Annotated in this window: 27 protein-coding genes; 10 read left to right on the forward strand and 17 right to left on the reverse strand. The window is 38.1% G+C overall.

Annotated elements, in window-relative coordinates; all coding sequences use genetic code 11:
- Positions 1–21 precede the first annotated feature (21 nt).
- From AAGD16_RS07540 to AAGD16_RS07550, 3 genes are all read left to right on the forward strand, one after another.
- The gene (locus AAGD16_RS07540) at positions 22–1,029 is read left to right on the forward strand and encodes a hypothetical protein (RefSeq protein ID WP_377114691.1); all 1,008 of its coding nucleotides are present in this window, start codon (positions 22–24) and stop codon (positions 1,027–1,029) included.
- Positions 1,030–1,170: 141 nt separating this feature from the next.
- Complete coding sequence (locus tag AAGD16_RS07545; protein WP_377114694.1) at positions 1,171–1,965, forward strand: type 1 glutamine amidotransferase domain-containing protein; 795 nt, start codon at positions 1,171–1,173, stop codon at positions 1,963–1,965.
- A gap of 340 nt (positions 1,966–2,305) precedes the next feature.
- A complete protein-coding gene (locus tag AAGD16_RS07550; RefSeq protein WP_377114696.1) occupies positions 2,306–2,857 on the forward strand; it encodes a cytochrome b in 552 nt (183 codons plus the stop codon).
- 41 nt (positions 2,858–2,898) lie between these two features.
- On the opposite strand, the gene AAGD16_RS07555 is transcribed toward AAGD16_RS07550, so the two are convergent.
- Together AAGD16_RS07555 and AAGD16_RS07560 are read right to left on the reverse strand one after the other, a co-directional pair.
- Positions 2,899–4,446, reverse strand: coding sequence for a methyl-accepting chemotaxis protein (locus AAGD16_RS07555; protein ID WP_377114698.1), 1,548 nt, complete (start codon positions 4,444–4,446; stop codon positions 2,899–2,901).
- 184 nt (positions 4,447–4,630) lie between these two features.
- Entirely contained in the window at positions 4,631–6,148 is a 1,518-nt protein-coding gene (locus AAGD16_RS07560) for a leucyl aminopeptidase (RefSeq protein WP_033103457.1), read from the reverse strand.
- Between the two features lie 240 nt (positions 6,149–6,388).
- On the opposite strand from AAGD16_RS07560, the gene AAGD16_RS07565 reads away from it, so the two are divergent.
- Together AAGD16_RS07565 and AAGD16_RS07570 are read left to right on the forward strand one after the other, a co-directional pair.
- Positions 6,389–8,206 carry a phosphotransferase gene (locus AAGD16_RS07565; RefSeq protein WP_377114701.1) on the forward strand — a complete coding sequence of 606 codons (1,818 nt, stop codon included), beginning with the start codon at positions 6,389–6,391 and terminating at the stop codon, positions 8,204–8,206.
- Positions 8,207–8,263: 57 nt separating this feature from the next.
- Positions 8,264–8,701, forward strand: coding sequence for a DUF3859 domain-containing protein (locus AAGD16_RS07570; RefSeq protein WP_377114703.1), 438 nt, complete (start codon positions 8,264–8,266; stop codon positions 8,699–8,701).
- Positions 8,702–8,764: 63 nt separating this feature from the next.
- Here the strand turns inward: AAGD16_RS07570 and AAGD16_RS07575 are convergent, their stop codons facing one another.
- The 3 genes from AAGD16_RS07575 to AAGD16_RS07585 all read right to left on the reverse strand — a co-directional run bounded on the left by AAGD16_RS07575 (position 8,765) and on the right by AAGD16_RS07585 (position 10,931).
- A complete protein-coding gene (locus AAGD16_RS07575; RefSeq protein WP_008114664.1) occupies positions 8,765–9,181 on the reverse strand; it encodes a VF530 family DNA-binding protein in 417 nt (138 codons plus the stop codon).
- Positions 9,182–9,253: 72 nt separating this feature from the next.
- Positions 9,254–10,246 carry an MDR family oxidoreductase gene (locus tag AAGD16_RS07580; protein WP_076921148.1) on the reverse strand — a complete coding sequence of 331 codons (993 nt, stop codon included), beginning with the start codon at positions 10,244–10,246 and terminating at the stop codon, positions 9,254–9,256.
- Between the two features lie 49 nt (positions 10,247–10,295).
- Positions 10,296–10,931 (reverse strand): TetR/AcrR family transcriptional regulator, encoded by a 636-nt coding sequence (locus AAGD16_RS07585; protein ID WP_016900341.1) that lies wholly within the window; start codon positions 10,929–10,931, stop codon positions 10,296–10,298.
- Between the two features lie 363 nt (positions 10,932–11,294).
- Between AAGD16_RS07585 and rmf the strand changes: the two genes are divergently transcribed.
- Entirely contained in the window at positions 11,295–11,465 is a 171-nt protein-coding gene (gene rmf / locus AAGD16_RS07590) for a ribosome modulation factor (RefSeq protein WP_008114656.1), read from the forward strand.
- 63 nt (positions 11,466–11,528) lie between these two features.
- On the opposite strand, the gene fabA is transcribed toward rmf, so the two are convergent.
- On the reverse strand, positions 11,529–12,044 hold the full coding sequence (gene fabA / locus AAGD16_RS07595; RefSeq protein ID WP_008114654.1) for a bifunctional 3-hydroxydecanoyl-ACP dehydratase/trans-2-decenoyl-ACP isomerase: 516 nt from the start codon (positions 12,042–12,044) through the stop codon (positions 11,529–11,531).
- A 195-nt stretch (positions 12,045–12,239) separates the two neighbouring features.
- Between fabA and AAGD16_RS07600 the strand changes: the two genes are divergently transcribed.
- The 3 genes from AAGD16_RS07600 to AAGD16_RS07610 are packed head-to-tail and all read left to right on the forward strand — an operon-like array spanning position 12,240 to position 14,348.
- Positions 12,240–13,097, forward strand: a complete 858-nt coding sequence (locus AAGD16_RS07600) for a 6-carboxytetrahydropterin synthase (protein ID WP_377114707.1) — start codon at positions 12,240–12,242, stop codon at positions 13,095–13,097.
- Positions 13,090–13,908 (forward strand): M23 family metallopeptidase, encoded by an 819-nt coding sequence (locus AAGD16_RS07605; protein WP_377114710.1) that lies wholly within the window; start codon positions 13,090–13,092, stop codon positions 13,906–13,908. The genes AAGD16_RS07600 and AAGD16_RS07605 overlap by 8 nt, the downstream gene beginning before the upstream one ends.
- A 5-nt stretch (positions 13,909–13,913) precedes the next feature.
- The gene (locus AAGD16_RS07610) at positions 13,914–14,348 is read left to right on the forward strand and encodes an acyl-CoA thioesterase (RefSeq protein WP_008114650.1); all 435 of its coding nucleotides are present in this window, start codon (positions 13,914–13,916) and stop codon (positions 14,346–14,348) included.
- A gap of 183 nt (positions 14,349–14,531) precedes the next feature.
- On the opposite strand, the gene AAGD16_RS07615 is transcribed toward AAGD16_RS07610, so the two are convergent.
- From AAGD16_RS07615 to AAGD16_RS07665, 11 genes are all read right to left on the reverse strand, one after another.
- Positions 14,532–15,854, reverse strand: coding sequence for a Na+/H+ antiporter family protein (locus tag AAGD16_RS07615; RefSeq protein WP_377114714.1), 1,323 nt, complete (start codon positions 15,852–15,854; stop codon positions 14,532–14,534).
- Positions 15,851–17,824: a DUF3488 and DUF4129 domain-containing transglutaminase family protein gene (locus AAGD16_RS07620; RefSeq protein WP_377114717.1), complete on the reverse strand. Its 1,974-nt coding sequence runs from the start codon at positions 17,822–17,824 to the stop codon at positions 15,851–15,853. The genes AAGD16_RS07615 and AAGD16_RS07620 overlap by 4 nt, the downstream gene beginning before the upstream one ends.
- Complete coding sequence (locus tag AAGD16_RS07625) at positions 17,817–18,806, reverse strand: DUF58 domain-containing protein (RefSeq protein ID WP_377114720.1); 990 nt, start codon at positions 18,804–18,806, stop codon at positions 17,817–17,819. The genes AAGD16_RS07620 and AAGD16_RS07625 overlap by 8 nt, the downstream gene beginning before the upstream one ends.
- Positions 18,807–18,810: 4 nt before the next feature.
- Positions 18,811–19,716, reverse strand: a complete 906-nt coding sequence (locus AAGD16_RS07630) for a MoxR family ATPase (RefSeq protein ID WP_028835247.1) — start codon at positions 19,714–19,716, stop codon at positions 18,811–18,813.
- Positions 19,717–19,724: 8 nt separating this feature from the next.
- A complete protein-coding gene (locus tag AAGD16_RS07635; protein WP_013464929.1) occupies positions 19,725–20,108 on the reverse strand; it encodes a response regulator in 384 nt (127 codons plus the stop codon).
- A 357-nt stretch (positions 20,109–20,465) separates the two neighbouring features.
- Entirely contained in the window at positions 20,466–20,891 is a 426-nt protein-coding gene (locus AAGD16_RS07640; RefSeq protein ID WP_377114725.1) for a DUF1090 domain-containing protein, read from the reverse strand.
- A 27-nt stretch (positions 20,892–20,918) separates the two neighbouring features.
- Positions 20,919–21,887 carry an ATP-dependent 6-phosphofructokinase gene (locus AAGD16_RS07645; protein ID WP_377114728.1) on the reverse strand — a complete coding sequence of 323 codons (969 nt, stop codon included), beginning with the start codon at positions 21,885–21,887 and terminating at the stop codon, positions 20,919–20,921.
- Positions 21,888–22,078: 191 nt separating this feature from the next.
- Positions 22,079–22,651, reverse strand: coding sequence for a tRNA-(ms[2]io[6]A)-hydroxylase (locus tag AAGD16_RS07650; RefSeq protein ID WP_013464932.1), 573 nt, complete (start codon positions 22,649–22,651; stop codon positions 22,079–22,081).
- A 74-nt stretch (positions 22,652–22,725) separates the two neighbouring features.
- Entirely contained in the window at positions 22,726–23,358 is a 633-nt protein-coding gene (locus AAGD16_RS07655; protein WP_377114731.1) for a sulfotransferase, read from the reverse strand.
- A 6-nt stretch (positions 23,359–23,364) separates the two neighbouring features.
- Positions 23,365–24,264 carry a hypothetical protein gene (locus tag AAGD16_RS07660; protein ID WP_377114734.1) on the reverse strand — a complete coding sequence of 300 codons (900 nt, stop codon included), beginning with the start codon at positions 24,262–24,264 and terminating at the stop codon, positions 23,365–23,367.
- 6 nt (positions 24,265–24,270) lie between these two features.
- Entirely contained in the window at positions 24,271–24,639 is a 369-nt protein-coding gene (locus AAGD16_RS07665) for an MAPEG family protein (RefSeq protein ID WP_033103449.1), read from the reverse strand.
- Positions 24,640–24,759: 120 nt separating this feature from the next.
- On the opposite strand from AAGD16_RS07665, the gene AAGD16_RS07670 reads away from it, so the two are divergent.
- Positions 24,760–26,121 (forward strand): DUF2254 domain-containing protein, encoded by a 1,362-nt coding sequence (locus tag AAGD16_RS07670; protein ID WP_028835242.1) that lies wholly within the window; start codon positions 24,760–24,762, stop codon positions 26,119–26,121.
- The last annotated feature ends 74 nt before the right edge of the window (positions 26,122–26,195 follow it).

The raw sequence follows: 26,195 nt of genomic DNA on the forward strand, positions 1-26,195 counted from the left end.
TAACAGGCAAAGGAGTATACTGTGCCATCGACCCAAGTAGAACAACAAATACTTACCGTCACCGATAATCTATTAGCATTAGATCTGTCTAAGATAGAAGAAGCTAAACCGGCGTTAGCTCCTTGGCAAAATTTGACTGTTGATGATTATCTTGTTGCCGTGAATGATCTTAAAAAATCGGTGAAGTCTTTCAAACAAGATGGCTTTCTATCTGATATTCCATGGAACATATTAAATTCCCTACATGGGCAATTAAACAATGCATTTACGCATAGCCAGAATTTTATAAACTCTAAAAATCAGCAGCATTTTCATCAAGCCTTTCAACAAGTTGAAAGTGCGCGTACAAACCTTCAAACATGGGGAATTAATTATTTATATACTTTAGGTAAAGAATTAGAAGGTAAGTCTCAATTACTTGATGATGAAATTCAAAAATTTCTTGCGCACAATCGAGAAGTTGAAGTAATTAAACAAAATGTGAATAAGTTAATTGAACCTGCTGTTGCAGGTTCATTATCAAAATCATTTGAAAAGCGTAAAGAAGATCTCAATAAAAATCAAAAACGTTGGTTTTGGGCCTCAGTAATTACGGCGGTAACTTCATTAATAACTACTTTTTGTGTTGTCTCTTCAATAATTGGTGTTTTCGACAATGAAACAGTAGCAACCTTGATAAAAGATGCTGAAAACGGTTCTGGTGTTCTTTGGTCGTCGGTTTTATTACGTATTGGTTTATTAATTCCTGTTTATGCTCTCTTTGCCTTTGCATTTGGCCAATATAAGAGAGAGCGTACTCTAGAAGAGGTTTATGCTCATAAAGCAGCTGTTGCAACATCGTTACCTAACTATGGAGACTTGGCTGTAGACAATGAGGTGAAAGATCAAATTCTTTCGGAAGCGTCTAAAGTTATTTTTACTTCACCATCTGATAATCAAAAAGCAGATAAGAAAAGTGAAAATGTCGTGGGGTTAGACCAAGTAAATCAACTTATGGGGAGTATAAATAAATTGATCCCTAAGTCTTGAGAATAAGCCTGTTAACAAGTCGTTTAAAGAACTAATGGGGTCAAATCTTGACTTCAGACATCAAAAACTAATGGGGTCATCTTGGTTCTTAACAGGGCGTTAAGCCTAATTCTGGGCATAAGTTAAATCAATGGAGTGAATATGAAAAATTTAGTTTTGGCATTGGGCATCATCCTTATCGGCTTTGCTCTGCCAGCCCAAGCAGGCGACGCCAAAAAGATTCTGATCATCGCCTCAAATTTGGAAGATATGGGCGATCCTGATAAGCATGATGCTAGAAATAACCTTTGGGAATACGCACCTTCGTATCATATCTTTGTTTCTCATGGCTATACAGTTGATTTTGCTTCTCCGGCCGGAGGTGCAGTGCCGTTTATGATGGATCCTCTTGGTATCAGCAGTTACACAATAAAGTATGAAGGTTTTTTGGGCAGGGCTAATAGCTCACTGAATCCGGATCAGGTTAACCCTGAGGATTATGCTGCCGTTTTTATAGGTGGGGGCTACGGGACGCTGTTCGATGTGGCTTCGAATGAAAAGTTACTTGATATAATGGCGAAAATTTACGAAAGCGGTGGAGTTATCGGGAGTAGTGGGCATGGAGCGGGCGCTTTTGCGAATGTAAAGCTAAAAAATGGCAAGTTTTTGGTTCAGGGAAAGCGAGTTGCGGGTTTTCCAAACTCGACAGAAGAGGAGAAGACCTGGGCTAAGCAGGGGACTTTGTTGCCATTTCTCGTTGAAGACCAGCTTCGTAAAAACGGTGCACTAGCAATCAATAAAGACAAGATTACCGATAAACATGAGGTTATCATTGATGCTCGCATAATTTCAACAATGTTCTTGCCACCTGCTGCATTGGTAGCTAAAGAAATGCTTATTTTGCTCGAACACGGAGAAAAGATAAACAAATCAAGAACTAAAGGGGTAAAATCTTGACTTCAGACATCATAAGAGCCAATTCTTCAAGCTTTGGCTAGTCTAAATCACTCGTCGTTCTCGATACTCTTTCATTTGCTGCTGTTTATTATTTTTAAAACACGTTAATTGTTTAAAACGATAACTTAAGGTTGCCGTTTTTTGCCTACTATTTAAGTTTATTTTAAGTTTGCATAGTTATTGTAATTAAAACCTTTAAACCATTCATCTGAGTTAATAGCTAATTTCATGTTTCAGATCATTAAAGTGTGAGTGAGTAAAGGTTAACGTGTAAACATGTAGTCATAACGCATAAAGTGAGCACTTTACTCAATTGCGTTTCTTCACTAAAAGAGGCCTTATGAATTTTAAAAACACAACGACTCATTACAATACACTCTCTATAGCCTTGCACTGGCTTATGTTTATTTTAATTGTCACTGTTTACGGCAGTATAGAGCTACGTGAATTATTTGATAAAGGCACAGAAACCCGTGATGCCTTTAAAATGTGGCATTTTATGTTGGGTTTATCGGTTTTAGTTTTAGTCAGCGTGAGGATAGTTGCGCGTGTAGTGGGGGGCTCGGTACCAGCTATACACCCTGAGCCTGCAAAGTGGCAAGATAAGTTAGCTAAATTTGTACACCTTGCGCTGTATGTGTTTATGTTTGCTATGCCAATTGCGGGTTGGTTAATATTAAGTATGGCAGGTAAACCTGTGCCATTTTTTGGTTTAGAGCTGCCTCCATTGGCAAGTGAAAACAAAGAGCTGGGTAAAACCATTAAAGAAATACACGAAACTGCGGGTGAAGTTGGTTATTACGTAATAGGCTTACATGCGGCGGCTGCATTATTTCATCATTACATTTTGGCTGATAACACCTTTAAACGTATGCTATTTTCTAAAAAATAAACACATCACTTATAAAAAGGGAGACCATGTGTCTCCCTTTTTTAATGTTTAGTACTCTTAAACCCTATTCTAAACCCGCCCCAATGTTTACCGTTTACATAAATTGGCACCGAAAGGTCATGCAGTATTTCACCGGTATCACGTTTATAGGTTTGTAATAAAAAGCTTTCTGTGTGGCTACCACAGCGAATTCCTGTCGGGTCATTAAAAATACGTTTAGTACGGTTGTTTACTAAATCTTTTTCAAAGTTACCGGTTAGGGCTTGGCTATAGCGTTTGTTATGAGTAGGAAAGTAGCCCTTAGTATCAACGGCTCCTGCAAAAATTATGTCTTTATTTTCCAGTATTGGTTCTTGAATAGCCGGCAGTGATTGATCTGTAAGTTTATCGTAATCGGTTGTGTACTTGGTTGGATTAGTATTCTCGATGGGTTTATAGTTTTGCGAAAAAAGTTGTTGCTGGGTTATTTTTCCGCTTTGGATCCAACCCTCAAAACATTCGCCAATTGCTTTACTGGCGTGTTTAGCCGATATCAGGATTGGTTTAAAGAATGCGTCATACTCTATGTTTTCAAGCTCTCTAAATATTGATTCTGATCCCAGCGATAAAGAAGACGCTTGCTGAGAAATTGTACTGCCTTTTTTAGTAACTTCGCCCAATAAACTACTGATGCTAGTGACTGAGCTATTTATTTGTGTGGTTGCATGCTGAAATGCAGAAACAGACTGATGCATACTATCAAGCGCGGTAGATGAGGCACCAATATCTTGGTTAATTGTTAAAAAGGATTGAGTCACGTTTTCAAGCTCTGATTTTACAGAAATACTTTGCTGTGAAACCTGCTTCATATCTTCATTGGTTTTTATACTGTTGGCGTTAATGTCTGTAAGCATGTCTGCAATTTGTTTGGTTGCTTCATTGGTTTTATTTGCAAGGTTACGCACTTCGTCGGCAACAACTGCAAAACCACGACCTTGCTCACCTGCGCGAGCGGCCTCTATGGCAGCATTTAAAGCAAGTAGGTTGGTTTGCTCTGCAATGTTTTGAATAACTTGGGTAATGCTTTGTATATCACTGGCACTTTTTAATAATAAATCTAATTGCTGGGCCACTTTATCTATAGAGCCTGATAACGAATCAATTTGGCTGGTGGCCGTTTGTAAGCGGCTATCGGCAGAGCTTGAGGCTTGCGCTGTTTGTACCATTGCTTGATTAATGGTGGTCATGTTGTCACTGAGTTCAGTGCTATTTTGTGAAAGCTCGTGTGTGGCACGCCCGACAGTTTCACTCTCGTTATAACAAGCGTCTATTTCTTTGGATAAGCTATCAACATAAAATGACACTTCAGCTGCGCCCATGGCATTTTTTGAGGTGGCTTTGGTAATGTTTTGTGCAATTTTGTTATTGAACGACTGCGCTGCACCTAGTGACGCATTGTCATTTGCTGTTTCAGGTTTTGCTGGTTTTATATAAAAAATTGCAGATAACAACACTATAATAGCTGCAGCAATGGCGGAGAGTTGTTCAAAATAGAAAAGAAAACAAATGCTTAAGTAAAACATGCTATAGAGCAGGTAGGTTATTTTCATTCCTTTGACCTCGTTACTAATTGTTCCTTCTATCTTTGACTATAAATCAAACAAAATCAAATAATAAACACACTTTTAAGGATTTATTAATAGTGATGTATCGAGCTCTATAAAACTGCTTTATATACAAAAAGCGCCAAAACAGTAAAACTACTTTGGCGCTTTTATTAGTATTAATAAACAATTAGTTAGCTAATAACCACTCGCTTAGTAAGCGAACACCAAACCCCGTTCCCCCTGGCGAAAGCTCATCTTTACCTTTTTTCACTAAGGCATTACCCGCAATATCGATATGCACCCAACGGGTATCGCCAGCAAAATGCTCTAAGAAAGTGGCAGCAGTGGTTGCGCCTGGGCCACCTGAGCCCACATTTGTTAAATCTGCAATGTCAGACTCCAACATATCTTTATACCCTAAAGGTAGGCGCCATAGGTTTTCGTTTACTTGTTTACCGGCTACCGTTAGTTGAGATACTAGCGTATCGTCATCTGAGAACACTGCCGCGTATTCATTGCCTACAGCACGGATTTTTGAACCGGTGAGTGTTGCAACATCAATCATAATTTCTGGTTTGTAGTGCTCACGTGCATACCACATAGCATCACTTAATACTAAGCGGCCTTCAGCGTCGGTATTTAAAATTTCAACACTTAAGCCCTCAGCGGTGCGAACAACATCACCTGGGGCTACAGCGAACTGCGATACCATATTCGCAGCCATACCCATAACGGCTACCACGTTTTTGTCAGCTTTAGCTAACGCCATTGCTTTAACTGTACCAAGCACTGCAGCAGCACCGGCCATGTCTGACTTCATACGTGCAATAGATGCACCGGTTTTAATGCTGTAACCACCTGAGTCAAACGTAATGCCTTTACCAACAAGGGCAATAGGGGCATCGTCAGACCCTTTATAATGGGCAACCACTAAACGGGCACCTTGCTGGCTACCTCGACCAACAGCTTCTAATGCACCCATACCCAGTTCTTTTATTTCTTTAGGCTCCAATACTTTGATGGTTACGCCCAAAGATGCTAATTCTTTTGCCGCATTAGCAAAGTCAACAGGTGTCATTTCGGTAGCGACTTCAGAGGTTAAATCGCGGGCTAAAAAAACACCGGCTTGAATGCTTTCTAATTGGGTGTAAAGCTTGCGAGTTTGCTTAGTGTTATCAACATCAAATGTATAGCTAACTGTTTCAGTGTTTGGTTCTTTTTTATAGTTTTCAAAACGATGATCGCGTAAGTTTGCACCATGGGCAAAGTTAGCAGCAAGTAATGCATTGTCACTTACACCGGTTACATCTTCAAATACAACGCTGGCAGTGCCTACTTTGGCTTTAACTAGTTGAGCGTGAATATTACCGCCTAACTTAGCTGCTTTTGCTTTATCAAGCTCGCTAGTTTTACCAGTACCTACGACTAAAACGCGGCTGTAGTTACTTTTACTTGGCGCAACAAGTTGTGCCACTTTAGCGTAATCGCCGGTAAAATTTTCTATATCAATAACGCGTTGCAATTGGCCATCAAACTGCTTGTCGAGCGCTTTAAATTGGCTGTTGTTTCCATCTTGGCTATAAAATACAACCAGCGTATTTGCATCGCTGTTCACTTTTGAAGAAAAATTAAAGTCTGCGGCTTGGGCATTCATGCACATACTCAGAGCAAGCGCGATTGAAGAGGCTTTTATAATACGTTTCATTTTTTTAACCTAAGAATAATATAAAGGTGTGTTTTACCCTATTTACGATGCTGTGGTTAAGTAGGATACGGCGAAATAGCAAATAACAGCGATATATGTCTAAACCATTACTAAATATCATGACATAACGGCTTGATAAACATATTGTCATGCTTAAAGGTTTAATTAACACAATGCTCGCGTTACTATCAAATATAAAAGTAACACTGCGCTTTTAACAACTAACCTAGAGAACCCGCATTGAAAGCTAAAGAAATTCGCAATTTTTATATCAACGAAGAGCAGTCGGTTTATTTGCTGTCACACCGTGATGCAAAAAAACATCGTCAGTGGCTTAATATTTGTATTAAACAGCTCACTTTGCTTGGGTATAAAAAGGTAGAAATGATTGGCTCAGGGGCATTTGGGTTTGTATTTGCAGGGGATGATGAACATGGCCTGCCTTGGGTGTTTAAGTTTTCTAGAATTACGCTCGCGCAAAGTGTACGTGATCGCCTTGAAGATGAAGCGTATATGCTTTCGCAAATCAAAAATCCCTTAGTGCCAACATTTTATGGCTTTGAGCGAATAAAAAAACAAGGCATTTTGATGATGGCGCGTGCTATTGGTGAAGACCTTGAAAAAGTATCACTAAAGCAAGGGCGCTTACCGGCCGCCAAAATAATGAACTTAGCGGTTAAATTAAGAAATGTGTTGCTTGATTTACGTCGTCATAAAAATGGTTTAAGCCCGCAGCCTATTGTACATGGTGATATTAAACCCTCTAACTTGGTGTGGGATGAAAATAAAAAGCAGCTATCCTTGGTTGACTGGGGAAGCTCTGTTTATGCCCAAGTAGATGAACAAGGAAACCCAATTGCCAGTAATTTTATGGATTTAATGTCGGGTGACTTAAGTACTACCAATGCCCGTATGGGCGATGTGTATTTTATAGGTGATGCGCAAATGTCGGGTGAAAAGTCATCCCCTCGTTTTGATGAGCAGGGGGTTGCATCAACGCTATATGCACTTGCCTCGGCGCAGTCTTGCCGATTTGGTGCTCAGGCTATACCGGCCAGTAGTTTAATGTTACCTAAGGAGCTGGCAAACGTTATTGATGGCATGCTTTCAAAAGAACGGTTAGTCAGAGACAAAGCAGGTGACTATTTTATGCGTAACATAGAAACCATGGCAAAAGCGTATTTACCACAACTACCAAAAACAGAAACTAAAGCGGCAATTCCGTTTTGGTTTAGCCAAGACCCCGAACCCGAAACCGTAGTTTATAGCTCTAGAAAACAATTTTTACGCCAAGCCGATCATAAACAACAACTTTTAGATGTTAACGATGCTCAGCTTGATAGGTATTATAAAGAGTTTTTATTTGATACTGGGGATACCGAAAAAGCGTTTTTAGCCTCTATTAGCCGCTTAGCTAAATATCCTGTAGTAGGAGGGCTCAGCTTTCATTGGAAAGATGAATCTTTGTATGTTGAATCGTCACTCATTATGCATGACGAGACCCTCGCAACCGCATTCACCGATGCAGTAAACAACACAGTAATGTTAGCCCAGGCTATTAGCCAAAAAGGCTTATTTAAGTGTTGTTTATTTGATGCCCGCAAAACAATTCAGTTAGAACGTGATGGCACTGGCGCGTTCAAATTTAACCAGTTACCTGAGCTTGATTATGAAGTGGTTAATGTAAAAGCCAGCGATGTAACCCGTCCGCATTCATATTTTGAAGATGGTAAAGACCCCGATGAGCAACTGCAACTGCCTAAAAAAGTGATTAAATGTGTATTTGAGCTAAACCAGATACATCATACCGGCTGTATTATTTTTGAAGCGCTGCCAGATAGGATGAAAATTCACCATTACTACAGATTACTTGATGCCAGCAAAGAAGTAGAATTTAAACGTTTACTAAATAAGCTTATGCAATACGCGGTAAATATTACCGACGTGGGGGTGGCTGGGTTTATGAAGTTACCTTATAAAAATACTCGTGAGTTCGGTTTATGTGAACAACAACCCAGCAATTATTACCCTAAAAATCCAAAGCAACTACTTAATTAATAAACCGCTCGCTTAAGCTGGGGTTTAAAAATTGAAAGTACAAAAATAGAAAGTTCAATGGCAAAATTTAAACCACAAATTACATTACAAAGTTTCGGCATATATAGTCACTGGGACAAAGACAGTAAATCGCTACCGCAAATTACTCAATTCACTACGCAAGTCAAAGCAGAACTTGATGTAGAATTTGGTCTGATAGTTAATATTAAAAAAGCTAAAGGCGAAAAACTACATTTTTGTATTTACCACCCCGGTATTATAGATACCAATAGCGAAGTGATGCTGCCTTTTGAGGGCACTGTATACGTTAAAGATAACGACTGGTCGTTTTATTTAGGCGATACGGTATGGGAGCCTATTGAGGATAAAATAGGTGACTGGCGTATGACCCTATCTTTAGCGGGGAAAGTCATTGCGGATAAAACATTTAATCTTATTAATGAAAAAACTAAAACTAAAACTGAAGACGACTTTTGGAAATACCGCGGTTATTAATGACTACAGTTCACAGTAACGCAAGAGTTAACGTTTAATGTTAACTCTTGCCTAAAATACGTATTAGTTACCCCACGGGTTACTTGAATTTGAACGTTGCTTACGGGTACGCGCACGTTGTTTTGCTGCTTTTTTTTCTTGAATACGTTTTGCATCAGAAAAGCTTAACTCGCAAGGCTCACCTGGTTTATCGCCTTCAGGAATAATGCGGTCGCGTGGAGGCAGTTCGTATTGTACGTCATCTGGGCGAGGTAAGTTTTTAAGGCGGTACAAATAGAAATTATCTACTTTTTGTTGTGCCCACTCGGTTTTACGTAAAAATTTAACTGCAGATTTAATGTCTGGATTATTTTTAAAGCAGTTAAGTTGTAAGTAGGCATGCAGGAGTTCCCACCCATATTGCTCAACCAGTTCTTCAACCACTTGCTCTAATTTAACGCCTTGCAGTGGGTTATTACTGAAAAGTTCTTGGTTGCTCATAGGTGTTCTCTCGTTATTAAAAAATCAGCGAACATTATAAATTTAATAACGAGAGTTTAGTAGCAAAAATGCTTAACTTTGACAATTAACCACTACACGACCACGAATTTGGCCCTGCATTAGTTGCTCGGCGCTTTCAATGACTTGATCAAGATTTATTTCAGTTGAAATTTTATCCAAGTAATCGGCATTAACTAATGAAGCTAAACGATCCCATGCTTCAACACGATCCGCTTTTGGGCGCATAACGCTATCAATACCCATTAATGAAACCCCACGTAAAATAAATGGTGCAACCGAGGCCGGTAAGTCCATACCTTGAGCAAGCCCGCAAGCAGTAACAACCCCCCCATATTTAAGTGATGCACAAATATTTGCAAGTGTGTGACTACCTACAGAATCAATAGCTGCAGCAAAGCGTTCTTTTTGCAAAGGTTTACCAGGGTTAGAAAACTCATTTCTATCAATTACATTAGTTGCTCCTAATGATTTTAAATAGTCTGCTTGCTCCATACGACCTGTTGCAGCGGTGACTTGATAACCTAGCTGGCTTAGTAAATAAATAGCAAAACTGCCTACGCCACCATTAGCACCGGTCACTAAAATTTCACCTGACTCGGGAGTAACGCCTTGCTTTTCTAGTGCAATAACACTGAGCATTGCCGTATAACCGGCAGTACCAATTTGCATAGCTTGTTTAGGTGATAAGTTAGCGGGTAGGGGAATTAACCAATCACTGCTCAGTGCCGCTTTTTGAGATAAGCCACCCCAGTGTTTTTCGCCAACACCAAAACCATTTAAAATAACGTTGTCGCCACTTTTAAATTCAGCACTGTCGCTGCTAGTCACTGTACCCACTAAATCAATCCCCGGCACCATAGGAAAGCTACGTACAACAGGGCCTTTACCCGTGATGGCTAAGCCATCTTTATAATTTAAGGTACTGTAAAGCACATCAATTAATACATTTTCGTTTGGCAGATCGTCACTGTTTATGGTGCTTAGGGCTGCAGTGTAGTTGTCGTCTTGCTTATCTATAACAATAGCTTTAATAGAATTGCTCATTAGATTTCCTTTTAGACCGATCGTCTTTAAATTAGTAATAAAAAATGCATTAACTGAGTAATGCGCGTAAAAACATTTCTGTGTATAAAGTAAGTGGCTTACTTGATTGGGTTAGTTTAGCTCGCATTACTGCGCCTTCCCAACCCACCCAAAAATATTCACTCATTTGTTCGGTATTAATGTGTGGATTAATAGTTTGTTGCTGCTGGGCTAAATCTAAACATCGTTTTAATTGTTGTTGCCAAGCGATGTAGCTTTGCATTAAACGGGTTTTAAAGTCGTCACTTAAATGATTAAGCTCTTGATTTAAGTTACCCACCAAGCACCCGCGTTTGTAATCATACTTTTGCATTCCAGCAATTGCGCTTTGTGTGAAATTAACAATGCGCTCGAGTGCGGGGACTTCAGATTGCTCTAGGTAAAATTTAAGTTTATTTATAAAAAAATCGTCGTAGGCATCAACAAGAGCCAAACCATAGGCTTCTTTACTTTTAAAGTAATGATAAAAAGAGCCTTTTGGTACTTTTGCTTTTTTTAATATGGTATCGAGCCCGGTGGCACTAAAGCCAAACTCAGTTAAGGTTTCTAAGCCCACACGAATGAGCAGCGCTTTTGTATCTGCGCTGTCTCTGGCTATTTTGGGTGGGCGGCCACGCCTAGTTGCAACTGCTGGTGTTTTGTTCATGCTTCATATTAGACCGATCGGTTTTAATTAATCAAGCTTTTATTTGGGATGTTTTTAAAACAGCTCTGACGTTCATTTTTTGATTACAAATTAATTGGGAACTTAAGGGTATATTGTTAGTCACAAATATGACACTTATGTGTTTTGAACCGATGTATCGGAACATTTTAATAAAGTTAAATTGGTTAAAGTTGAGCAATAAAATTATTTTTAAATTAATTTATCATTGCATCAGCAGCTTAGTTAAAGTCAAACAAATTAATTGTATTTTGTGTTTGAATTAAACATTTTTGTTGGCTATTTATTAAATGTAGATGAACTTAATGCTACAAAAATATAAATATAAAGGTGAGGATTTTACCGATGAAGAGACAGAAAAGAGATCGTTTAGAAAGAGCTCATTCTCAAGGTTTTAAAGCTGGTTTAGCTGGTCGCTCAAAAGAGCACTGCCCTTATCAACAAGTTGATCCTAAGTCTGAGTGGCTTGGTGGTTGGCGCGAGGCAATAGAAAATCGCAATATGTATAAAACATAAACTCACAACGAATTTAAGCAAAAAAGCCTCTAGTTAGAGGCTTTTTTGTTGCGTGCGTTAAAATTAAAACGCGCTAGTGTCTTGGAATAAGCCCACTTTTAAATCTTTTGCTTCGTATATAACGCGGCCGTCTACTTCAACAGTGCCATCAGCCATGCCCATAAACAACTTACGTTTAATAACGCGTTTCATATCGAGACGGTAAGTTACTTTTTTTGCCGTTGGTAGAATTTGGCCAGTAAATTTCACTTCGCCTACACCTAATGCGCGGCCAAGACCTGGGCCACCAGACCAGCCTAAGAAAAACCCAACCAGTTGCCACATTGCATCTAAGCCTAAACAACCCGGCATTACAGGGTCGCCTTTAAAGTGGCAGTCAAAAAACCAAAGGCTAGGGTCAATATCTAGCTCAGCAATAATTTGGCCTTTACCGTGCTCACCACCATCATCGGTGATAGAGATGATACGATCCATCATTAACATGTTGTCACTTGGTAAACGACAATTTCCTTCACCAAACATTTCACCTTGACCACAAAGGATCAAATCTTCTTTTGTATAGCTATTTTTAGGTTCCATAACACTTTATCTTTGCTTAGAAATTGCCCCGTACTTTAGCGTACACTTGTACGCTAAACAACTCGGAGCAGTTAAAAAATGGTTTAAATATAGCCAATCAGACAATGCAACTGATTTTAGTATGATTAAACCGCGCAATTACTAACAGAAATCATTATAATTAGGGCTGACTTTTAATCAGTTTAAAGGAAATTTATGACCCTTTTTGTTAACTCACTCACTGTGATTGATTTTTCTTACTTATGCAATAAACGCGGTGCAGTTGGCGAAAGTTGGATTGTTGATTTGACTTTACATGGCAAACTAAATGAAGAGTCTATGGTTTTAGACTTTGGCTTAGTTAAAAAGCAAATAAAAGGCATTATTGATGAGTGTATTGATCACCGTTTAGCTGTTCCAAATAACATAAACGGTAGCATTAATGAGTTTGCTGATCATAAAACATTAGATTGTACATTTGGTGAGAATAAGCACCTTGCAATGAGTGCGCCTCATCAAGCTTTTTGCCTGATAGATACCGATAAGATAACCATTGAGTCGGTTACAGAGTATTTAGTTGCCACAATACTGCCACAGCTTCCTGATAATATTGAAAAAATTGAACTGGTATTAAAGCCTGAGCACAACCAAAGTTTTTACTACCACTACAGCCATGGCCTTAAAAAGCATGATGGTAATTGCCAGCGCATTATTCATGGCCATCGTTCACAAATAGGGATCAGTTTAGGTGGTATCTCTATGCCTCGTTTACAAAAACAGTGGGCTGATAAATGGCAAGATATTTACTTAGCTACCAGCGAAGATCAAATCAGCGCCTCTGAATTAAAACACATTGTCGCCAAAGAAGATGACGTGTGTTTTGCATATACAGCCGCGCAAGGTTATTTTGAAATGGCTATTAGCGAATCGCGTTGCGACATTTTACCCATAGATACTACAGTAGAATGTATTGCTGAGTATATTGCCGGCCAAGTAAAACTGCAGCATCCTGAAAAAGACGTAAAAATTACCGCTTATGAAGGCGTTGGCAAAGGGTCAATTAGTTATGCTTAAATCCTTATTAGTGACAGCGTTAATTGCATCATTTAGTTTTAGTGCTTTGGCAGTTGAACTAAAAGGGCATTTAACTCAAGGCGGCTTGGTTACAGGGCAATTAAATAACGTAAAATCGGTTAGTTTAAATGGTAAGCCATTAAAGCTATCTGATACTGGCTTATTTGTATTTGGTTTTGGTCGTGATGCAAAACCAAACCACACTTTATCATGGGTTGATAAAAGTGGAAAAAGCCACAGCCAAGATTTAGTTATAACCCTTCGTGACTACAACATCGATAAAATAACCGGTGTTGCAAAAAAATATGTATCGCCACCAAAAGCGGTCAGTGAACGTATTAGCCGTGAAGCGGTCGCGGTAAGAAAAGCGCGCGCTGTTAACTCTGACCTAGAGTACTTTTTACAGCCTGTGCTTAGGCCTGCCGAGGGCCGTATTTCAGGTGTTTATGGAAGCCAGCGTTACTTTAATGGTGAACCACGCAGACCACACTTTGGTTTAGACATAGCAAATAAAACAGGCTCTCCTGTGTATGCGCCGATCAGCGGTACCGTGGTATTTGCTGAACCAGATTTATATTACTCAGGTGGTACTTTAATTTTAGATCATGGCCACGGTGTTACCTCGACTTACATTCATCTAAGCAAGCTAGATGTAAAAGTGGGGGATAAAATTACACAAGGTATGAAAGTGGCTGAAATAGGTGCTACGGGCCGTGTAACTGGCCCGCATTTAGATTGGCGATTTAATTGGCAAGGTGAACGCCTTGACCCTGCATTATTGATGCAAGACACATTAGCAAACAAAAAGTAGAGATTATGACTCAAGTAGAGCGCGAAGCAATTATTGCGCAGCGTATAAAAGATTCGACCACATCGGTTACAAAAGCGGTATTTCCTGGGCGTACTAATCACCACAATACGCTATTTGGTGGTGATGCATTAGCGTGGATGGATGAGGTTGCTTTTATAGCAGCTACCCGTTTTTGCCGTAAGCCATTAGTGACTATTTCATCTGATAGGGTAGATTTTAAAGAGGCTATTCCAGCAGGTTCATTTGCCGAATTAATCTCAAAAGTGTCGCATGTAGGGAATACCAGCCTAAAGGTAGATGTTGAAATATTCCTAGAAACCATGCACAAAGATAATAAGCATTCTGCTATTACGGGTAGTTTTACCTTTGTTGCCGTGGATGATAATCACAGACCAACACCGGTAGTATGCGATAAAATGCTACATGGCTTTGAGTTATAACGCGATATAATAAATTAATATAAGCACCTAGTTTGGTGCTTATATTAAAACCCATTGAGAACACATCATACTTTATTTCTTAGTGCTACAAACTTAGCATTAATGTTTGTTTGAGATAAAGAGTAAAAAGGAGGGTGTAAATTTCAAAATAAAAAGGCGTGCACAAAGCACACCTTTTAAAAATTAAAGTACCATGGCGGCTATCCAGCCGAATACCAATAGCGGTAAATTAAAGTGAATAAAAGTTGGAACAACCGAATCCCAAATATGGTCGTGCTGACCATCAGCATTAAGGCCGGAAGTTGGCCCTAATGTAGAATCAGATGCAGGGGAGCCGGCATCACCTAATGCGCCAGCAGTACCAACAAGTGCAGCGGTTGCCATAACGGAAAAGTTTAGCTCTAAACATAAAGGAACAAATAAGGTGGCAATAATAGGTACCGTTGAAAACGAGCTGCCAATTCCCATCGTTATAAATAAGCCGACTAATAAAATTACAGCCGCAGCCATCGGCTTATTACCATCAAAAATAGCGGCGCTACTGTGAACTAAGCTGGCTACGTGCCCAGTTTCTTTCATGACCGCGGCAAAGCCTTGTGCTGAGATCATAATAAAACCAATCATGGCCATCATTGCCACGCCTTTACTAAATACGTCGCCGTTTTCTTCCCACTTAACCACACCGAATATACTAAATATAACCACACCAACTAGGCCGCCTAATATCATAGAGCCACTGGCATTTTGAGCAATTAACGACGCAACAACAGCAAATAAACCAACCATCATTACTTTTTTGGGGTTATCAATTTCTGTTTGTTTACTCTCAACGGTAAGGGCGGTATTTTTATATTCTCGGCGTTTTCTATAAGTAATAAACAGCGCAATTAACAACCCCACGAACATGCCAATAGCTGGAATAATCATCGCCAAAGGTACGCTGGTATTGACTATTTCAAGACCATTATCCACTAGGTTTTTATGTAATATTGAGTATAAATAAATTCCACCAAACCCATAAGGGAGTACCATATACGAGGTGGCTAAACCAAAGGTTAAAATACAAGCAATGGCGCGTCTGTCTAATCGCAATTTGTTAAACACCACTAATAGCGGCGGGATTAAAATAGGAATAAACGCAATATGAACAGGGACTAAATTTTGTGATGAAATAGCACAAATCAAAATAATAAACAGGATAAAATAGCTGAGCAGGCTTTCGCTTGAGCCAGTTTGTGCGTTAACTTTTGCCAATAACTTCGCGGCTAAAATACGTGTTAGGCCTGACTTAGAAATTGCCACGGCAAATGCGCCCAACATAGCATAACTTAAAGCAATCTCGGCACCTGACGATAATCCTGAATTAAATGCATCGATGCTTTCTTTCAATCCCATGCCAGCGGTTAATCCGGCAACCAGTGCACTTATCGTCATTGCAACAATCACATTTACACGGACTAAAGTGAGTCCAAGCATTAAAATAACGCCGATAATTACTGCGTTCATAGATTTCTCTGTTTTGTAGATTTAATTAATTTTATCAGATCTTTAGCCTGATTTTTACGTTCTTTAGTAAATGGGTGCCTTGCATAGCGCACTTGCTTAAATAACTCACAAAAAGCGGTTATTTGTTGCTCTGCATGGGGCGCTTGGTTGCTAATGTGTTCTAAAGTTTGGGTTGGTGTGACATTTTCAGGATAGCTAATCGCATGTTTATTAGCCCAACGAATAATTTCATAATACTCATTGACCAGTGGCGGTTGTTTTGTTGAGGCTTTAGGTCTGTTTAAATAAATAAAGTAAGCCGTAAAACTCAAAATTAAAATAATAATAACCCCAAGTGGCACCAGCCAAATAAACTTATTACCAAATAAGGTAGCAAATAAATCTTGTTGTTTGTCTTTATCAAACCCAAGTACCCAACTAGACCATTGATAATCTAAGTTTTCTAATTCAAGTCTAAGCCAATTAATGGCGGCATAGTTACTTAAACTAACGAGTCCAAAGCTAATATTATTTTTAAATTCGTCATTAAGGGTGTTACTTTGTGACAAGGAGCCGTTTAACCGCTCGGGTGCGACAACCGCTGTGGCATCAAATTCTCTCCAACCGGCACCGGTATATACTTCAACCCAGGCATGCGCATCGTATTGACGAATAGTCATATAATCACTGTTTTTATTTAGCTCGCCTCCTAAATAGCCACTGACAACACGCGCAGGAATACCTGCACTTCTAAAAATAAAGGCGGCGGCACTGGCATAATGCCCGCAAAAACCGCGTTTATTATCAAACATAAACTGATCGAGCGTATTTTCGCCGCGCATGGGGGTGGGTGTAAGTGTATAGCTAAATTCATTTTTTGAAAAATAGCTTAAAAGTCGATTAAAAAATTCATCAGCATTGGCGCTATTATTTTTTAATTGTTGCGCTAACTGCTGAGATTTTTGATTATTACTAACAGTTAATTGGCTATAAAACCGCTGTTGGGACTTATTAAGCGATGTACTAGATAACGGTTCACTATTAACTGCATATTGTAAAACCTTGGATTTATATTGTTGTTTACGTAATAAACCTAAAGTATTGGCAATAACATTGGGGCTTTCACTGCTTGAAAAACCAAGCCCATATAGCCAATCTGAAATAGCAGGCTCAGCTATGACCGTATACTGAGCCTCATTTTCACTCGTACTTTTTTTAGCGGGTAATATCAACGCTTGCTTTAAAAAGGAGGATGTTTTCCAGGCTGCACCATCAAATTCATCATGTACAATAGCGCGCCAATAATAGGGCGTAGGGGGTGGTGTACCATTAAATTTTGCTCTAAATACCAGTTCATCAGAATTTGATAACTTTGCTATATCAAACGGATCGACTTGTTCAGATAATCCTGTTTGTGCCATTTTTGGACCAGGTAGTTGCCAAAATGCCGGAAGTTTAGGTAAAAATAATAAAAGTATTACGGCTAAAGGAAAAGCCAGTAGCATAATTTTAGCACTTTGTTTTGAAGAGAGTTTTAAGCTATGACTAGACTCTAATAACCCTAGGACCGCAAAGTTTATAATATATAAAGTGCTTATAACTAAGGTAGTAAAAATGGTTTGGCTAAACAGATACACCGCTGAGAGTGAAAAGAACGTAAGGGTAATGATCAATTGGTAATGCTGTTTTGATTTTGCCTGCAATAATTTAAAAACACACGACAATAACAGCATGGCTACAAACAATACAACGGTATCTTTAAAGCCTATGCTGCTTAGCATAATAATTAATGCAATGGCGGCAAATCCATTAGCAAACCACGCGTTGGGTTTTTGCTTTTGCTTAACTGTTAAATAAACATTCCAGCCACATAACACGCTAAGCATTGCAATAAAGGGCAGGGGTAAGTGCTCTGTAAAAAAACTGACTAGCCCTAAGTATATAAACGATAGAGCAAAGTTAATAACACGATGGTTTTTAATCTTATTCATTATCATCACCGACTTGGCTTAACGCTTGTAAACAGCGCTGATGATGCAGCTTGCCTGAATTGGTGGTGATTAATTTATTGGGAAGTTTTAAAGAATAATTAATGTCACTTTCAAATGCTTGGCAAACTAAAAAACAGAGTTGCCCTAAACGCTGTTCGGTATCGCCCGTGACTAAATTAAAATCGAATTGTGCATCGGCTGATTTAAAATCACTAAATTGTTTTACAAGTAATTGCTGTGTTTTTGCATAGTGCTTCCATGATATTCGCTGTAACCCCATTTCTGGTAAATGAGTAATTAAACTTTCAAATTCATCATCACCTTTATGTTTTTCAGTACCTTCATCGGTATTATTTGCAACTAAGTTTTGGTGTTTTTGATTTGTTGTTTTAATTATTGACGGATAAACATACACTGCTTTATTCGGTTGTATATAACTCCACACACTGACTAAACCAAAGGGGTAATTACTGGCAATTTTTATTGGCTTTAACTTGTAACAGCCTCGCTTGGTGTAAGGTAATGATAATTGGCATTTTATTACTTCATTTTTAACGCGCGTAATGTAACACGCATTTTTTAAATCCTTGGGGTAACTCAATGTAATGGATTGGCAAGGATCATCGGCTTCTATTTGCCAAACTAGCTGTGGTGTCTGAGGCGCAAAACTGTCAATGGCGTATTTAAAGCTGACAGTTAAACCTCTGGCATTACTGTAGCCCAATAACAATGCAAAAATTATAATTACAAACATTAAATAAGCCATAAACAGAATTAAATTATTTTGATAATTAATCCCCATTACAAAATTTAATGATGCAACAACGCTAAAGTAAACGCCAAGCGTGGATGGTAAAACATAAATAGTATTATGTTTTAAGGTGATGCTATTTTTTTTGTGCTTATTTTTTAATAAGGCAGTTAAAATCGCGCTTTTTATATCGTGAATAAAAGTAGGGCGCTTAAATTTATAAATACGCATTTACCTAAACGGGCACTAAAACATGTTTTAAAATGGCCGCTATTTGTGTATCGCCCGCATCACTATGTAAACCTAATCGATGCTGACACACACTTGAAAATACAGCCTGTACATCTTCGGGTAGTACATAATCACGGCCTTCAATATAAGCCCACGCTTTGGCCGATTTAGCCAGTGCCATACTGGCTCTTGGGGAAAGCGAAGTCGTTAATGTTTGAGACTCACGAGTATAAGTCACTAACTCAATTATATAATCAACCACCGGCGAACTTAGCGTGATATTTGATATAGCATCTTGAATTTGCTTAAGTTGATGTTGTTCAATTCGCTGCGGTAACTGCGAATAATCACGTTTTAGATTATTTAACAGTAACCGTTTTTCTGCATCTTTAGGTGGAAACCCTAAACTTATTCGCATTAAAAAACGATCTAGTTGTGATTCTGGTAACGGGTATGTACCTGCCTGATATAATGGATTTTGAGTCGCAATTACAAAAAATGGAGTAGGGAGCGGGTACTTGTCTCCATCTACTGTTACTTGATGCTCTTCCATCGCCTCCAATAAAGCACTTTGTGTTTTAGGACCCGCGCGATTTATTTCATCAGCGAGCACCACTTGGCTGAAAATTGGGCCTTTATGAAATGAAAAACTATGTTCATTATTATTAAATATATTGGTGCCAATAATATCAGCGGGCAATAAATCGCTGGTAAATTGTATACGCTGATACGATAACCCCAGTACTGCAGCTAATGCATGCGACAAAGTGGTTTTTCCCATGCCGGGTAAGTCTTCAATTAGTAAATGGCCTTCACTAAATAAACAGGCTAACGCTAATTTTATTTGTTGTTGTTTACCAAATATAACGGTAGATAGGTCATCAATTATTGTCGTAACAATGTGCTGCATAATTTCCTTTAATCTATGAGTTCTAAACGTTTCATTACCGCATCAACTTTTTGCGCGTTAAAGGGCTTAGCTATAAATTCTTTTGCGCCTAGCTCCCAGGTATTTTGCACTGTTTCAAAGCTATTGTGGCCTGAACACATAACAACATGTGCATGAGGGTGTTCGTTGTTAATTGACTCTAAAATTTCAATGCTTTCAGAATCAGGTAAATCAACATCTAAGAATATAACGTTGGGTGATTTTTCAATAAGCAGAGGTTTAGCACAATTAAAATTATCGCACTCAATAATGTCATCAAAACCTAAACCGGCTAATACTTGGCTTAAATCAGCGCGGATCTGTTTAACATCATCAATAATTAAAATTGGTTCGAGTGGGCGTACAAATTCCATATGAATACTTCAATGTTTTTTACGGCTTGTGCTTTAATATTAAGCTAAGCATTAAGGAACCTCAAGGTGATAACTATGAATAACCATAATAGTTGTTTAAAGCCACATAATGTCCGATACCGTCTAGTATTGGACTTAGTGAGCTTGTAGCTTTTAAAATAGACCGCTGCTTATATATAGATATATAACTACCTATAATTTATATTATGTTAAATAGCATATATATGTACTTAAGCAAAGTAACTGTCGGCAATTACGTCACTTATAAACATGGTATTTTAGCCCTTTTATTCGCACATTATTTATTTATAGTAATATGCTCTACTTTATTAAATATAAAAACGCTGTAATGACATTTTAATTAATCAAACTATTTAGCTCATCAATTAATTGCTTAAGCTGTTTAGTTTCGTCGTTTAGTTTTTGCTGATACTTTTCAACTTTGTCATGCTTACCTTGACGCTTAGCTTTTTTAAGATCGGTTTTATATTCTTCAATTTCGCTATTGGTATCATCTATTTTTTGTTGTAACTCTGCTTTTAATCCATCCTGGGTGCAGTATTCGTTTATATTATTGAGTGCTTTATTAAGACCTGCAACTTGGTGTGAATTACCTTGGCGTTTTGCAGTTAATAACTGGTGGTTAACTTCACAGGCTTTTTTCGCACACCCTGTTAAATCTGCACAATCATCTTTGGCCAATACGACTGTTGAACCGGCAAATAAAAAACTTATTGTAATACCTTTAATAATCGTCATTTTAGAGTTTTTATTATCTCGCATTGGTCATTATTCCTCTTTAATTCATTGTTAGCGGGAAAATACAGATAACAGCCCTTGCAGCTCTTTATTTATAACATGTTGTTTTACAACATCTTGCATAGGAGTATTTGATACTTTGTTATTTAAAATACCCACCATTTTAGCGCTTTCTCCAGCACATAAAGCCTTAACACTGTGTACGCATAATCTTATTGCTAACATACGATCCGCTGCAGATGGATTACCGCCGCGTTGTAAGTGCCCTAGCTTAGTTACGCGCAAATCTATACTGGGATTAACGGTACTTATTTTCTCACATATATGCTCAACGCCAATTTCATCACCTTCAGATACCACCACAATAAAAGCATGCTCGCTGTGATAATCGCTAATTTTATTCACTAAATAAGTTATGTCTTCATCACTTTCAGGTATTAATATTGAATCGGCGCCAGAGGTTAAACCGGCATAAGTGCCAATATAACCAGAATCACGTCCCATTACTTCAATAACAAACACCCTATTATGTGATTCTGCAGTATCTCTAATATTATCAATACATTGCATTGATGTGTTTACTGCGGTATCAAACCCTAAGGTGTAATCTGTACCCGCAATATCATTATCAATAGTGCCTGGAATGCCTATATACGGTATGTCAGTAATTTGTGATAACCATAAACACCCTCTAAATGAACCATCTCCACCTATCACAATTAAAGCGTCAATATTATTATGTTCAATTGTGGCTAGTGCTTGATTTCTACCGGCATCACCTCTAAATCTTTCACTACGCGCTGTTTTTAACACAGTACCACCTAAGTGCATGGTTTGTTGTAGGTTTTTGCAATCAAGTGTCACTAAGTCATTATCAATTAAACCCTCAAACCCTTTTCGAACGCCCGACACTTTTATTCCGTGTTGTTGAGCGGTTTTTACTATGGCAAATAATGCGGTGTTCATCCCAGGCGCATCGCCCCCTGAGGTTAATACGGCAATGTGTTTAATTGGCTGCATCGGTTCACATCCTTCGATAAGCTAAACTTTAATAATTCATAATAGCTGTTTATGAGTAGGCTGTGTAAAGTAAGCGCAGTAAAGTTGATCTACATAGGGTTTATTTGATTGTTTAATTAGTATGAAGGGAGCAGTTATAAATTGAAAAGTTGGTATGTTGCTTTTGCTTTTAAAACAACATACCGTAATTTTTAATGAAGAGCCGCTGTAAAAGGAATGTTTTTACAAATTTCGGCTTCTATTGTTAGTAACTCGTCTAAGCGTTCGTCAACTTCTTGCTTATCAAAGTATTCGTAGGCGAGTTCCACAAATAAATTTTTATGTTTTTCTTCTGATTTAGCAATTGCGACATAAAAATCTTTTTCTTTTCCTTCAGGTAGTGCCTCGGCAACTAAAGAAAAACGTTCATGTCCCCTCGCCTCAATTACCCCACCTACTAATAGTCTGTCCATTAAAAAACCGTCACGACCATGCCTAAAGTGTGCACGAATTTGTTTAATGTATGGATCTTTTTTATCATCACCCAAATTAGTATCGCGTTCAATTAATAGTTTAAGTACTTGTTTAAAATGAATTAACTCTTCAAGAGCTAAGTCAGTCATGGCTTTAACTAATTTACGCTTATCCGGATAATGTGAAAGCATTGACATAGCCATGCCAGATGCTTTTTTCTCAGCAGCAGCGTGGTCTTGTAAAAAGGTTTCGAAGTCAGCTAAAACAACTTCGGTCCATTCAAATGGCGTGTGGTATTTTAATTCAAACATAGGGATACAACTTATAAAATAATGCGTGGATTTTAGCGTATTTAAAAATAAAAATCTTTGATCGCGATTTAAATTTAACTTTCATAAGGCAAAAACTTATCAATCCGCCCTTTCGCCGTCGACTCAATTTTTAATGGGTGCTTTATATCATTCCATGCAGTGACTTTACCGCCCATGTTCATTTTTTCAAAGCCAGCTAAGCTGCTGGTAATATTTAAAAACTCACATAGCTTATTAAAACTCTCGGGATTTGCTATATCAATGGTCAAAAAATCATTAGGCCGGTCGGCAAAATAACTATTGGCACTATTAAAATGAGTGTTATAACAATTAGTTAAATATTCATCCTGATTAATGTTTTCGAGTGAAAAATCACTAAACGTATTTAAGTAACAACGCTTTAAATGAATATTAAAGCCCCCATCAGCACGCGTTAAATTAGTATGCATACGCAGTAAAAGCTGTTTGATTGAAGGCAACCACGCATTAAGTTCTCGCTTTAAATATACAAATTTAGAACCTGGGTAATATTTATCTAATGTTTGATAATCGTTAAATATGGGGGTGTCTGCGATAGCCACCGCATTTTCAAAACAAGCGTTAGTGTAAGCAGTATGGGCAGTAGGTATACCAAAATCTAAAAATGCATTACATACGCTAGTCGTTCCAGTGCGTGGTAAACCAATAATAAATATTTTTTGTGTCATGGCGTTTTAAATGTCTTTTTCTGAAAACCAAAGTGATGCATCATTAAGGGGTGTTAATGCGGGTAACTGATTGTTTTTTAATTTAATGATGATTTTATTTTTTATATCTGCATGCTTAATCGCACTGCGATGATAAGCCTTAAACAAACGATCAAACTCACCGTTTTTACGCATAATAGCTAAGCCTTTCTCAACCGCTTGCGCTATTTCGGGCTTTTCTTTACTAAAAAAGAAGTAGATTGCACTAGGGTATTGCAACAATAAGTGTGGCACTATCGTGAGGTTAGCACCGGCTTCATCTTTAAAGGTATTGAGCTCAGTTTCAACCTCTAACACAGAACGAGGAAATACATCACCTCGGCCTTTTATCAACATATTAAATAACGAACTATATTCGATTGATGTCGATACAGTTAAGCCGTTATCCTGCAGTATTTGTGTGTCAGGCCAATCATGCCCTTGAATAAAGTGTATGCTTTTAAAGTCGCTAAGGGTATTGATGTTTAATAAGGTATTCACTTTATCCTGTGTAGTTACCAAAACACGCCACCCATATAACCCCTTAAATATAGGCACTCTAACGGGTAGTAATTGTTGCTCACGCTGTTTAGAGGTCATGGTCCAAGCTACGTTTATTTCATCATTATGAAGAATTTGCTTTAACGATCGGCTCTGTGGCATCGAAATACTTGAGGGTTGTAATGTAAAATTTTCTCCGCTGAATTGCAGAGCTGTTCTTAATAGTACTAACGGGTATAATATTTCATCTTCACCACTGCGCATTGTTTTGGGGTATACAACATGCAAACTAGAAACGGTGTTTTTGCTATTATTTTCTATTGCCCATGCAAATAATGTCAGCGAACTGAAAAAATAAACACATGTAAAAACAATAGCTAACCGCATAATCGTTTATCTACTTAAAAGTAATAACACCGCGCTTATTATCACAATAGCAAAGGTGATCATCATGCTCAATCCACGTGCCTTCAAATTATTGTTAATAATGGCAGAACCATGAACAACACGGCTGATAAATAATAAACCGCCTAGTGCATGCACATAATGACTAGCTAACCCTTGATACTCCAATAAAAAAACTAAAATTAAGCTAATGGGCACGTACTCAATAAAATTACCATGCGCTCGGGTTGCACGTTCAAGCGCGGTATTACTGCCATTACCTAACGAAATCCCTTCGGCTTTACGTATTTTTATAACATTAACACTCAAATAAATATAATAAAGGGCCAATAAGGCCGCATAGCTAGATATGATCACAGTATAGTCCATTTAATTTTTCAGCAATAATAACACATAAGTTAAGCGGTAAATCAGTAGTTTTATCATGAACTATGCTAGAGTAATTTATACTTTGGAATAGTAATAAGTAAGGATAATATGTATTTAAGAACAAAAATCACCAATCACTATCGTGAAATAATAAACAGTATTGGCTTTTATCCCTCGCTACTGTCTGTTGCGTTTTTAATTTTTGCTGTACTCACTATGTCTGTTGAGTACTTAGCCCCTATTGAGCAATTTAAATCATTAATCTCATTTGTATTAGTAGACAGTGCAGAAAACGCACGAACCATATTAAGCACCTTAGCTGGTAGTATTATTTCGTTAACCGTATTTAGTTTTTCTATGGTGATGGTGGTTTTAAATGCGGCCAGCGCTAGCTTGTCACCCAGAGTCGTTCCTGGGCTTATTACCCGTAAATCGCATCAAATGGTATTAGGGTTTTATTTAGGCAGTATTATTTATTCTATTATAATGCTCATTAATATTAATAAGTTAGATAACGGAAATACGGCAATACCCTCATTAGGGGTACTCTTTGCGTTAATTTTTGGTTTGATTTCTTTGGGCTTGTTCGTTTTTTTTATTCACTCTATTTCAAAAGCAATTCAGGTTGATAACGTATTAAATGGTTTATTTAGACAAACCAAACAAGAGATCCAAGACATCATCAACAAACAAGGCGATAACCCCGTCGATAACTTTCCTGAATTTTCAAATTGGCATTCAATAAAAAGTACTACTGAGGGTTACTACAAAGGGGTTCACACAAATAAGCTGTGTGCTATTTTGGCTGAAGAAAAAATAGAACTTTTTATTACCGTTAAGCAAGGTTACTTTACCGTTAAAGGCTACCCGTTCTTAAAGTGTAATAAAGACATTTGTGAAAACGAAGAGTTAATAGAGAAAATCTTAGACTGCTTTATTTTTTATATAGAAGAATACATTAGCGATCATTACCGTTATGGATTAACCCAAATTTCTGAAATTGCTGTAAAAGCAATGAGCCCTGGGATTAACGATCCGGGCACAGCGGTTAAAGCTATTGATATGCTGAGTATTTTATTGATTGCTCGCCTAAAGATTAATGCGATTAACTACGCGTGTTATCAACCAGAAGAAGCCCCTTTGCTCTATTTTCATGAAACCAGTTTTGATGAATTACTGCACGATAACTTCACTCCTTTGCGTAATTATGCCAAAGCAGATGCCTATGTAATGACCAATGTTATTGAAGCATTTAAAAATATTTTGTTTATTGCCAACGAGGATGTTGAAGCTCGAAACAGTGTGTTTAATTATTTAGGTGCCATTGTTGATGATATTAATCAGCACATTTGTAATGAGTATGACCGACGAGAAATTAGAAATATGCTACAAGCAATAGTGCGAATTAGTGAGTTACAAGGTAAGCAGTTGGTGGCACGTTTTGAGCAGCACAGACCTATTAGCGAGTAAGCTTTGTAGAGCTATTTATTCTGCCGAGGGGCAAAGAGTTATCGCTCCTCGGCAGCGCCTATTTGGCATTGAAA

The sequence above is a fragment of the Pseudoalteromonas sp. M58 genome (assembly GCF_042604605.1).
GTDB lineage: Bacteria > Pseudomonadota > Gammaproteobacteria > Enterobacterales > Alteromonadaceae > Pseudoalteromonas > Pseudoalteromonas tetraodonis.